The 8523-nt window shown below is 61.4% G+C and carries 9 protein-coding genes and 1 pseudogene; 7 read left to right on the forward strand and 3 right to left on the reverse strand.

The genetic code is table 11. From position 1 onward, the window contains the following. A partial coding sequence (locus ACIQ2A_RS24495; protein WP_398484397.1) for a DUF2867 domain-containing protein occupies positions 1–465 on the reverse strand: 465 nt, incomplete at its 3' end. Positions 466–634: 169 nt separating this feature from the next. On the opposite strand from ACIQ2A_RS24495, the gene ACIQ2A_RS24500 reads away from it, so the two are divergent. From ACIQ2A_RS24500 to ccoS, 4 genes and pseudogenes are all read left to right on the forward strand, one after another. Then, positions 635–1009, forward strand: coding sequence for a nuclear transport factor 2 family protein (locus tag ACIQ2A_RS24500; RefSeq protein WP_398484399.1), 375 nt, complete (start codon positions 635–637; stop codon positions 1007–1009). Between the two features lie 7 nt (positions 1010–1016). Continuing rightward, a pseudogene (locus ACIQ2A_RS24505) lies at positions 1017–1382 on the forward strand (DUF2189 domain-containing protein); the annotation flags it as partial. Positions 1383–1393: 11 nt separating this feature from the next. Continuing rightward, positions 1394–3658 (forward strand): cation-translocating P-type ATPase, encoded by a 2265-nt coding sequence (locus tag ACIQ2A_RS24510; protein ID WP_398484401.1) that lies wholly within the window; start codon positions 1394–1396, stop codon positions 3656–3658. Then, complete coding sequence (gene ccoS, locus ACIQ2A_RS24515; protein ID WP_398484404.1) at positions 3655–3810, forward strand: cbb3-type cytochrome oxidase assembly protein CcoS; 156 nt, start codon at positions 3655–3657, stop codon at positions 3808–3810. The genes ACIQ2A_RS24510 and ccoS overlap by 4 nt, the downstream gene beginning before the upstream one ends. On the opposite strand, the gene ACIQ2A_RS24520 is transcribed toward ccoS, so the two are convergent. Then, positions 3783–4451 carry a TetR/AcrR family transcriptional regulator gene (locus ACIQ2A_RS24520; protein WP_398484406.1) on the reverse strand — a complete coding sequence of 223 codons (669 nt, stop codon included), beginning with the start codon at positions 4449–4451 and terminating at the stop codon, positions 3783–3785. The genes ccoS and ACIQ2A_RS24520 overlap by 28 nt on opposite strands. A gap of 81 nt (positions 4452–4532) precedes the next feature. Between ACIQ2A_RS24520 and ACIQ2A_RS24525 the strand changes: the two genes are divergently transcribed. After that, on the forward strand, positions 4533–5273 hold the full coding sequence (locus ACIQ2A_RS24525; protein WP_398484408.1) for a 3-oxoacyl-ACP reductase family protein: 741 nt from the start codon (positions 4533–4535) through the stop codon (positions 5271–5273). A 73-nt stretch (positions 5274–5346) separates the two neighbouring features. On the opposite strand, the gene ACIQ2A_RS24530 is transcribed toward ACIQ2A_RS24525, so the two are convergent. Then, entirely contained in the window at positions 5347–6681 is a 1335-nt protein-coding gene (locus tag ACIQ2A_RS24530) for an MFS transporter (RefSeq protein WP_398484411.1), read from the reverse strand. Between the two features lie 181 nt (positions 6682–6862). Between ACIQ2A_RS24530 and cyoA the strand changes: the two genes are divergently transcribed. Next, positions 6863–8023 carry a ubiquinol oxidase subunit II gene (gene cyoA, locus ACIQ2A_RS24535; protein WP_398484413.1) on the forward strand — a complete coding sequence of 387 codons (1161 nt, stop codon included), beginning with the start codon at positions 6863–6865 and terminating at the stop codon, positions 8021–8023. Between the two features lie 15 nt (positions 8024–8038). After that, positions 8039–8523: cbb3-type cytochrome c oxidase subunit I (locus tag ACIQ2A_RS24540; RefSeq protein WP_398484415.1), on the forward strand; the 485-nt coding region annotated here is incomplete at its 3' end.

The following is an 8523-nucleotide window of genomic DNA, read 5'->3' on the forward strand; positions in this document are numbered from 1 at the left end:
ACCTGCTTCAGCATGGAACGTACGACCATGCGATGAAATGGCGTAATCAGCGTGAGATAGGTGCGTCCTTAGCCAGTTATGCATGCGCACAATGGTGGTTGCCGTGATGCGCTGGCCGCCGCTGGTGGTCGCGATATCCACGACTACGCGGAAATCGAGATGCTTGTCGTTGAAGCCGGCCACCAGCCGCTCCGGCGTCTCGCTCAGCACGGGAAAGAAGCCGACCTTGTCCATGTCGGCGTGGCGGGCCGAGCGCGTGGTCTTCAAGCCGAATGGCGCCACCATCATGTCGCGCAGGTTCATCAAGGCCTGCACCCATCTCGGCGAGTGGCTGAGCATGCGCTCGGCGGCCTCGCGCGCTGTCAGTGCCGTGGTATCCGCCGTAATGCTGAAAGCATCGGCGAATTGTGCACCGGCCAGGACGGGATCACGTTCGATGGTCGGGCGGACCTCGGAAACCTGCATCGACACCTCGAAACGGATGGTTTTTAGGAGTGTGCACCCGCTCGACCGTTGTGAAGCTTGGACAAATTGTCTGAGCGGTCACGCAGGAGATGCAATTCAACGGTATAGTATGCCGGTCGCAATTTCTGTGTCATAATGTGTGCGGTTTGACTCTCCATGAGGAATTGCCGTGGCCTATGATCGTTCGACCGTCGAGGCGGTGATCCAGCATTATTTCGACGGCCTCTATGAGGCTGATGCCGACAAGCTCGGCGCAATCTTTGCCGACAGCGCAGATCTGCGCTGGGTTGAGAAGGGCGAGTTGAAGGTTCTGACCGTGCCGGATTGGCTGGCTGCGGTGCGCACGCGCACCTCGGCGAAATCCGAAGGCAAGGCGCGGGACGATGTGATCGTCAGCGTCGATCGTTCCGACGACAAGACCGCCTTCATCAAGGTTCGCTGCCAGCTGCCGCCACGCTATTTCACCGATTATCTCGTGGCGATGAAGCTGACCGATGGCTGGCAGATCGTCTCGAAGTCCTATCGTTACGACCTGAAGGACTGACGTTAATCCGTTCCCCGGACCCGATGGTGTGGCGGCCCTGCTGTTCACCACACCGATCGGTTGGGCGATGTTGACTGTTTGCACCGCCGTGAGCGGCATTTTCGCCGCTTTCTGTTTTGCTATCAGTTTGTTCGCCATCCCCATGCTGCTCAATGAACGGGGCGATGCGCTCACGGTGGGCACCAGTATGGCGATGGTCTGGGCCAATCTGCCGGTGATGCTTACCTGGGCGGCCATCGCTTTGGGTTTGTTCTTGATCAATGTCATGACCGGTCTCCTCGCTATGGTCATTGTGTTTCCCGTGCTTGGTCACGGGACATGGCACGCCTATGTGGCGATGAAGCCGGGTGCTGAGGTGTCCGGCGCGGACTAGCGAGGTCTCTCATGAGTTGCTGTGACACGGGCGCAGAACTGGCGATGCTGGCGACAACGGACCCGCGTGAGATTCTGCTCGCCAGCCGTCCACTCGCCGGCAACCTTCGGCAGACCGACCTTTCCGTGCCCGATGTGCATTGCGGCGCTTGCATCCATACTGTCGAGAAGGCGCTGGGCAGGCTTACGGGTGTCAGTTCGGCGCGGGTCAATCTTTCCAGCAAGCGAGTCACCATCAAATGGCGGGCCGATCTCGACACGCCGCCGCCCTTTATCGAGACGCTGCGCAATGTCGGCTATGAGGCGCATCTGTTCGAGGTCGATGGCGATGCCGGCGATGCGACGCTGTCCGAGTTGATCCGCGCCCTTGCAGTGTCCGGCTTCGCGGCCAGCAACATCATGCTGTTCTCGGTTTCGATCTGGTCTGGCGCGGAGCCTGCGACGCGCGATCTGTTTCACGGTCTATCCGCACTGATCGCGCTGCCGACGCTGCTCTATGCCGGCCGTGTGTTCTTCCGCTCGGCCTGGCAGGCGCTGCGCCACGGCCGCACCAATATGGACGTGCCGATCTCACTCGGCGTGTCGCTGGCTTTCGGCATGAGCCTGTATGAGACCGCAATCCATGGCCCGCATGCCTATTTCGATGCGTCGGTGTCTCTGTTGTTCTTCCTGCTGATCGGCCGCACCTTGGATCACATGATGCGCGAACGCGCCCGCGTGGCTGTCAAAGGTCTGGCTCGTCTTGCAGCCCGCGGTGCGCTGGTGCAGCAGGCGGATGGTTCGCAGACCTATCTGCCCGTCGCGGAAATCAAGCCGGGCATGACGATCCTGCTTGCAGCCGGCGAGCGCGTGCCGGTGGATGCCGTCGTCACACAGGGGCTGTCCGAGCTCGATGTGTCGCTGGTGACTGGTGAAAGCGTGCCGCAACCGGCGCAGCCCGGCGCCGATTTGCGTGCCGGTACGCTCAATCTCACCGGTCCTTTGACAATCACCGCGACGGCCGCAGCGAATGATTCTTTCCTCGCTGAAATGCTGCGGATGATGGAAGCGGCAGAGCAGGGGCGTTCTGCCTATCGCCGCATCGCCGATCGTGCCTCGTCGCTCTATGCACCGGTGGTGCATCTCACGGCACTGCTCACCCTGATCGGCTGGATGCTCATTGAGGGCAACTGGCATCATGCCATCACCATTGCAGTGGCTGTGCTGATCATCACTTGCCCCTGCGCGCTCGGTCTCGCGGTGCCGATGGTGCAGGTGGTCGCGGCGCGGCGATTGTTCGAGGCCGGCATCATGATCAAGGATGGCGGCGCGCTGGAGCGTCTCGCCGAGGTCGATACGATCGTGTTCGATAAGACCGGCACCCTCACTCAGGGGAATCCTCGTCTGGTCGATGCCGACAAGCTGGATCCGGCGATGCTGACTTTGGCCGGCACCATCGCTGCCCATTCGCGGCATCCGTTCTCGCGCGCATTGGCCTCGGTGGCACCGGCTGCAACACCGCCACTCGTATTCGATTCAATTGCGGAAATACCCGGTTGCGGCATGGAAGCGTGCATGGGCGGCCGCGTGCTGCGGCTTGGCCGTCCTGAATGGGCACTGGATTGCGTGGCGGGCGCCGATATCGATACGTCGTCGGTGGTGCTTTCGCGCGACAGCAAGCGCCTTGCTGATTTCCGCTTCGAAGACAGCCTGCGCGCTGGCGCTGCCGACAGCGTGGCGGAGCTGAAGCAGGATGGTTTTGCCATCGAAGTCGTCTCCGGCGATCGTCAGGCGCCCGTGCGCGCGCTTGCGGGGGCGCTCGGTGTGTCCGCTTTTGCGGGCGTTTTGCCGGGTGGAAAAGCCGACCACGTCGCCAATCTCGCCAAGGCTGGCAAGAAAGTGCTGATGGTCGGCGATGGCCTCAACGACACGCCGGCGCTGATGGCCGCGCATGCTTCGATGGCGCCGGCCTCTGCTGCGGATGTCGGACGCAATGCGGCCGATCTTGTCTTCTTGCGTGACAATCTCGAAGCAGTGCCGCTGGCGATCGACGTGTCGCGCGAAGCGCAGAAACTGGTGCGGCAGAATCTGGCGCTTGCCGTCGGTTACAATTTTATCGCTGTGCCAATTGCCATTCTTGGTTATGTCACGCCGCTGGTTGCAGCGATTGCGATGTCCGGCTCATCGATCGTCGTTGTCGCCAATGCACTACGCCTGCGTGGACGGCGCGTATCCGATACGGCGCGCGAAACCGGAGCGAAGAATTCCATCGCCATGCGCATGGAGCCGGCCGAATGACGGACTATTTCTACCTGATCCCGATCGCCATTGGTCTCGGCTTCTGCGGCCTCGCGGCGTTCCTGTGGTCGCTGAAATCAGGCCAGTATGACGACCTGCAAGGCGCGGCCGAGCGTATCCTGCATCAGGATGACACGCCGCTGTCGCGCTGAGCGCCAGTCCGGTCGTCCCATCCCGCCATTGTGTGGCGGGCGACGGCCTCCAGCTCTTCGCGGCTCGCGCCGTCGCGCGCCATCACCGACATGCCGTTCTGCACGGCCATGGCGAAGCGCGCGAGTCCATCGATATCGGTCGCATCGCTCAGTTCGCCCTCACGCACCGCGCGTGCGAGCCGCTCCTTCAGGCGACAGAGCCCGGCGCCGCGCGCCGACTTCACGATCTCGCCGAGTTCCACATGGCCTTCGCTGCCGGCCGCGGAGAGGGTCACCATGCAGCCGAGTGGCTCGGTGCGCCCGTCCGATCCCGTCAGTGCCGCCGCCGAGTCCATCAGCAAGGCTTCCACCGCTGCGCGGGATGTCAGGGCTGCGTTGAAGCCGCTCCAGACCATGGCTTCGTGGCTCTCTCCGTAATAACGAAGCGCCTCGCAATAAAGCGCTTCCTTCGAACCGAAGGCTGCGTAGAGGCTGGGAGAGCCGATCCCCATGGCCTCCGTAAGGTCGGAGATGGACGTGGCGGCAAAGCCTTTCTGCCAGAACAGGCGGGTTGCAGCGCAAAGAGCCTTGTCCCGATCAAACGCACGGGGTCGGCCGCGAGCGGGCTTGGGGGCGACGGGAGCTTTTTCCGAATTCTGCATCGTTCGATATATAATAATCTTGACCATTCGACGCAACGCGCTTAGCTATTTCTGTATCGTTCAATACAGAAAGAAATAGTCATGACTGAACTTGCTGGAAAACGCGCTCTCGTCACCGGCGCCTCGCGCGGCATCGGGGCTGCGATCGCATGGGCGTTGGCGGAAAAAGGTGCAGATGTCGCAATCACTTACGAGAAATCAGCCGAGCGCGCCGCGGACATTGTGAGATCAATCGAGGCAATCGGCCGGCGCGCGTTCGCGATCCAGGCCGATAGCGCCGACGCGACCGCCGTGAAGCGCTCTGTGCAGGAAGCTGCCGACAAGCTCGGTGGGCTCGACATTCTGGTCAACAATGCCGGTATTGCCCGCGGTGGCCTCGTGGCGGAGATGAGCCTTGCCGATATCGACGCGCTGCTGAATGTGAATGTGCGCTCGGTGGTGCTTGCATCACAGGCGGCCATCCCGCTGCTGACCGAGGGCGGCCGCATCATCTCGATCGGCTCCGGCCTCGCCGAGCGCGTGCCGTTCGCGGGCGTTACGGTCTATTCGATGTCGAAATCCGCCCTGCTGTCCTTCACCCGAGGCCTGGCCCGCGAACTCGGTCCGCGCGGGATCACGGTCAATCTGGTGCATCCGGGATCGACCGATACCGACATGAATCCGGCGCAGGGCGAGAACGCCGAAGCGCAGCGCGCGATGATTGCGCTTGGCCACTACGGCAAGCCCGAAGACATCGGGGCCGCCGTCGCGTTCCTGGCCAGCCCGGCGGCACGTCAGATCACCGGCACCGGCCTCACAGTGGATGGCGGCGCCATCGCTTGATCCGATCCAGGCTCAAACGAAAACGGGCCCGGCTGTTAGCCGGGCCCGTTTCATTTTATCTTACGTATAAAGCTTACGGTTGAACCGCTTCCGCGTCGCGGCTGGCGAACTGGCGGTTGATCGAGATTGCCAGCAGCGTGCAGACCGCGCCTGAGAGCAGATAGATGCCCGACGATGGCAGGCCGAAATGGCTCGACATCACGAGTGCGACCAGCGGCGCGAAGCCGGCGCCGAACAACCAGGCAAGGTCGGTGGTGAGCGCCGAAGCGGTGTAGCGATAACGCTTGCGGAAGCTTGAGGCGACCGAACCCGAAGACTGGCCGAGCGACAGACCGAGCAGGATAAAGCCGAGGATCATGAAGGCCAGTTCGCCAACGAGACCGCCGTCGAGCATCTGCGGGGCGAAGCCGGAGAACACCGCGATCGCAATCGCCGAGCCGGCGAGCAGCGTGCGGCGGCCGACTTTGTCAGCGATGTAGCCCGAGAATAGCATCGCAATGATGCCGACCACGGCGCCGATGCATTCGATCACGAGGAAGCGACCGGGCGTTTCACGGGTGAACAGGAACACCCAGGACAGCGGAAACACCGTGACCATGTGAAAAAGCGCGAATGAAGCGAGCGGTGCGAAAGCGCCGACCACGATGGTGCGGCCCTGCTGCGCCAGCGTCTCCGGCACCGACGACGGCTCGAGTTCGCGGCTTTCGAACAGTTCGGTGTAACCAGGCGTCACAACCATGCGGAGACGGGCGAACAGCGCGACGACGTTGATGGCGAAAGCGACGAAGAACGGATAGCGCCAGCCCCAGTCGAGGAAGTCTTCAGCCGACAATGTATCGACAAAGAAGGCAAACAGCGCGGAGGCGACGATCAGGCCGATCGGCGCGCCAAGCTGCGGGATCATGGCGTACCAGCCCTTGCGGCCTTCGGGCGCGTTCAGCGCGAGAAGTGACGCAAGGCCGTCCCATGTACCGCCCCAGGACAAGCCCTGACCGATGCGTGCGGCGGCGAGCAGCCAGGCCGACGCGATACCGATTGTCTCGTAGCCAGGCAGGAAGGCGATGGCGACGGTGGAGACGCCAAGCAGGAACAGCGCGATGGTCATCTTCGCGCCCTTGCCCTGGCGGCGATCGATCTCGGTGAAGATGATGGTACCGATCGGGCGAGCGATGAAAGCCAGCGCGAAAATGGCGAAGGAATAGAGTGTGCCGGTGAGCGGATCGTGGTTCGGAAACACCAGTTTCGGGAACACCAGCACCGAGGCGATCGCATAAACGAAGAAGTCGAAGAATTCCGACGTGCGCCCGATGATCACGCCGATAGCGATCTCACCCGGATTCACCTGACCATGGCTGTCCGCGTGCAGGCGACGGGCATCCTCTTCCATCGTCGATTGCGCTTGCGCCATATCTTCAATCCATTTGTATCGTAGGTTGCATATACTGAATTCGGCGCAAGAATGCATGCCGGCTAGTTGACGATTTGTCGTGAAGCGCAGTTCCGAACCATTGGACAAATTGTCCAATGTTGCCCTGCAGCAAATGCGCCTAACCGTGCGCGCAAACGGACATTATCGAATGGGTAAGACCTTGAGCCGCCTGAGAATCCTCCTTTTGCTGCCGCTGGTTGGCCTGCTTGGCGGCTGCAATTTCGTCGTGATGAATCCTGCGGGTGACATCGCAGTGCAGCAGCGCGATCTCGTGGTCGTGTCCGTCGTTCTGATGCTGCTCATCATTATCCCGGTGATGTTCCTGATCGTCTTCTTCTCCTGGAAGTACCGTCAGGCGAATACCGAAGCGAAGTATGAGCCGGATTGGGATCACTCCACCCATCTCGAACTCGTCATCTGGGCGATCCCGCTGCTGATCATCATCTGCCTCGGCGCGATCACCTGGAGCAGCACCCATCTGCTCGACCCGTATCGCCGCCTTGACCGCATCGGGCCCGGCAATGCCGCGACTCTGAATGAGCCGTTGCTGGTCGAGGTCGTCGCGCTCGATTGGAAGTGGCTCTTTATCTATCCGGAATATGGCGTGGCTGCGGTGAACGAGCTCGCCGCTCCTGTGGATCGCCAGATCCGCTTCAAGATCACGGCCACCTCGGTGATGAACTCGTTCTACATCCCCGCGCTGGCCGGCCAGATCTATGCGATGCCGGGCATGGAGACAAAGTTGCACGCCGTCATCAACAAGGCAGGCAAATATGAAGGCTTCTCGGCGAATTATTCGGGCGCCGGCTTCTCCAACATGCGCTTCGCCTTCCACGGTGTTGATCAGGCAGGCTTCGATGCCTGGATCGCCAAGGCCAAGGGCAGCCAGGAAAAGCTGAGCCGCGACGCCTATCTTGAGCTCGAAAAGCCGAGCGAGAAGGTGCCGGTGAAGCTCTACAACAGCGTTGATGCCGATCTGTACAAGCTGATCCTCAATCAATGTGCCCAGCCCGGCAAGATGTGCATGAGCGAGATGATGGCAATTGACTCGAAGGGGGGCATGGGTCTCGCCAGCGCCCGTAATATCCTGCCGCTCAAGTACAATGTCTCGCAGCTCGACGGCTCGGCCGCGGTCAAAAATTACGTCGCCAGTGTTTGCACCGTCGCCGACGCGATCCGCGAAGCTGCCGATCGCACCTTCACGCCAGGCGACTCGACACCAATGAGCGGTGCCGGCCTGCCGCGTCGTCGCAATGCGACTGAGCCCTTCCAATTCACGCCTGCGCCGTCGCCCGCTGAGCGACGCGCGTCCAACACCTGATCCGGATCAATTCTCATGTCTGCTGCAACCGGAATTGCTGAAAACACCGGGCTGGCGAAGTTGATCTTCGGTCGCCTCACCTTTGAATCGCTGCCGCTGCACGAGCCGATCGTCGTTGCCACCTTCTGCGCCGTTGCGCTCGGTGGCATCGCGCTCGTGGCCGGCCTCACCTATTTCCGCGTCTGGGGCTATCTCTGGAAGGAATGGTTCACCAGCGTCGATCACAAGAAGATCGGCATCATGTATATGATCCTCGGTCTCGTGATGTTCTTGCGCGGCTTCGCGGACGCCGTGATGATGCGTCTGCAGCAGGCGCTCGCCTTCAACGGCTCCGAAGGTTATATGAATGCGCATCACTACGATCAGGTGTTCACCGCCCACGGCGTGATCATGATCTTTTTCGTGGCGATGCCTTTCGTCACCGGCCTGATGAACTACATCGTGCCGCTGCAGATTGGCGCCCGCGACGTTTCGTTCCCGTTCTTGAATAACTTCTCGTT

The organism is Tardiphaga sp. (assembly GCF_044336785.1).
Taxonomy (GTDB): Bacteria; Pseudomonadota; Alphaproteobacteria; order Rhizobiales; family Xanthobacteraceae; genus Tardiphaga.